This is a genomic window from Photobacterium sp. R1, assembly GCF_054600795.1.
The window spans coordinates 1-346 of record NZ_BAAHZP010000254.1 but is presented as its reverse complement, the minus strand read 5'-3'; the positions used below and the strand labels follow the sequence as shown (position 1 = coordinate 346).

Below are 346 nucleotides of genomic sequence, written 5' to 3'. Positions count from 1 at the left end.
CGCAGGCTATAGGCCGTGCCAACACACGGCAGGAATGCGATGTGCTGATTGTAGGACGTGGCGGTGGCTCACTGGAGGATCTCTGGGCGTTTAACGAGGAGATTGTAGCCCGCACCATTGCAGCCAGTCAGATCCCCATTATCAGCGCTGTCGGCCATGAAGTGGATGTGACTATCGCTGACTTTGTCGCCGACATGCGGGCGCCAACACCCTCTGCCGCTGCCGAACTGGTCAGCCGCGATCTCAGCGCCCGAGTGCAGAAAATCCATCAGCACCAGCAACAACTTCGGCATGCAATGCGGCATTACCTGTCCGTCAGGCAAAGCCAGCTTGTTCGCTGGCAGCA

The 346-nt window shown here is 58.7% G+C and carries 1 protein-coding gene; it reads left to right on the top strand.

The annotated features are described in order from the left end of the window. A partial coding sequence (locus ACYP03_RS24920; RefSeq protein ID WP_459782514.1) for an exodeoxyribonuclease VII large subunit occupies nt 1-346 on the top strand: 346 nt, incomplete at both ends.